This is a genomic window from Candidatus Phyllobacterium onerii, assembly GCF_028331445.1.
Taxonomy (GTDB): domain Bacteria; phylum Pseudomonadota; class Alphaproteobacteria; order Rhizobiales; family Rhizobiaceae; genus Phyllobacterium; species Phyllobacterium onerii.
In genome coordinates this window covers 1-1,099 of sequence record NZ_JAQMHX010000041.1, presented here as the reverse complement: position 1 = coordinate 1,099, position 1,099 = coordinate 1, and the positions used below count along the sequence as shown (strand labels likewise).

Below are 1,099 nucleotides of genomic sequence, written 5' to 3'. Positions count from 1 at the left end.
GTCAAGCCCGAGGATTGTTTGTTTGGGATGAGGTATTTTGTTGATGCGGCTGCGGGCTCATTCACAGCCCGCAGCCGCTGCGGCAAGCGACCGTCCGAGGTTTGGGCAACACCCGATGTCATCAAGGTTCCCTGCCGCATTCCGCCATCGCTTGGAGAGTTGATGGGGCCGCTGTTCGTCACGCCCGCAAACAATCCAAAGCCGCTTTGAGAGGATAGCATCAGCATGGCTTTCTTGCATCATCCACCTCGCCGTTGTTTTGGCTTCGACATCTCCAAAGACACTATCGCAATTTCCGATGGAGCCAACACCACCATCATTGCAAACCAACAAGCCAGGATCAGGCACTTCCTGCGCCATTGCAACGCAGACTTTGCCGTTTGTGAGCCCACTGGCGGCTATGAAACCACCCTGATCGAGGAATGTCTCCGGGCCGGACTGGCCGTGCATCGCGTTGATACGATCAAGCTCAAAGCCTTCATCCGTTCCCGCGGACGTCTCGGCAAAAGCGACGCAATCGACGCACGGGAACTATCCGCCTATGGCGTGGAGCGTTGGGCATGCCTTGCCGTGTGGCAGGCACCCAACCCTTGCCAGGCAAGGCTCAAGGCTTTTATACGCCGTCGTGCCGATCTGGTGGCCATCCGGGTGGCCGAACGCAATCGTGCAGGCGCACCGGGTAACCGCGAACTTGCAGCCACCTTCAAGGCCATGATCGCCGTCATCGACCGGCAGATCGAACACCTTGATCGGGCAATCGAGACATTGTTGCGCACCGATGAGGCCCTCAAACGCAGGGCTGAGGTGGTAACCGCCATGAAAGGCATTGGCACAACAACCGCAGCAGCTCTTATCGCTACCCTGCCGGAACTGGGGCAAATGGACCGGAGACAAGCTGCGGCACTTGCCGGACTGGCACCCCATCCCAAAGAGAGCGGAAGGACGGTTGGATATCGCAGAATGCGCGGTGGGCGGCCAGAGGTTGGAACAATCCTGTTCATGCCCGCAATGCAGGCAGCGCGAGGACGGGGAGAGTTTGCTTCCTTCTACAAACGCCTCGTCGCTGCCGGCAAAAAGCCAATCCTCGTCCTCGCGGCCG

General features: G+C 59.0%; 2 protein-coding genes. Both read left to right on the top strand.

All coding sequences use genetic code 11. The features are described 5' to 3' along the window. Positions 1-210: hypothetical protein (locus PHA01_RS29100; RefSeq protein WP_271899721.1), on the top strand; the 210-nt coding region annotated here is incomplete at its 5' end. A gap of 15 nt (positions 211-225) precedes the next feature. Next, on the top strand, positions 226-1,099 hold an 874-nt coding region (locus tag PHA01_RS29095; RefSeq protein ID WP_271899720.1), incomplete at its 3' end, for a transposase.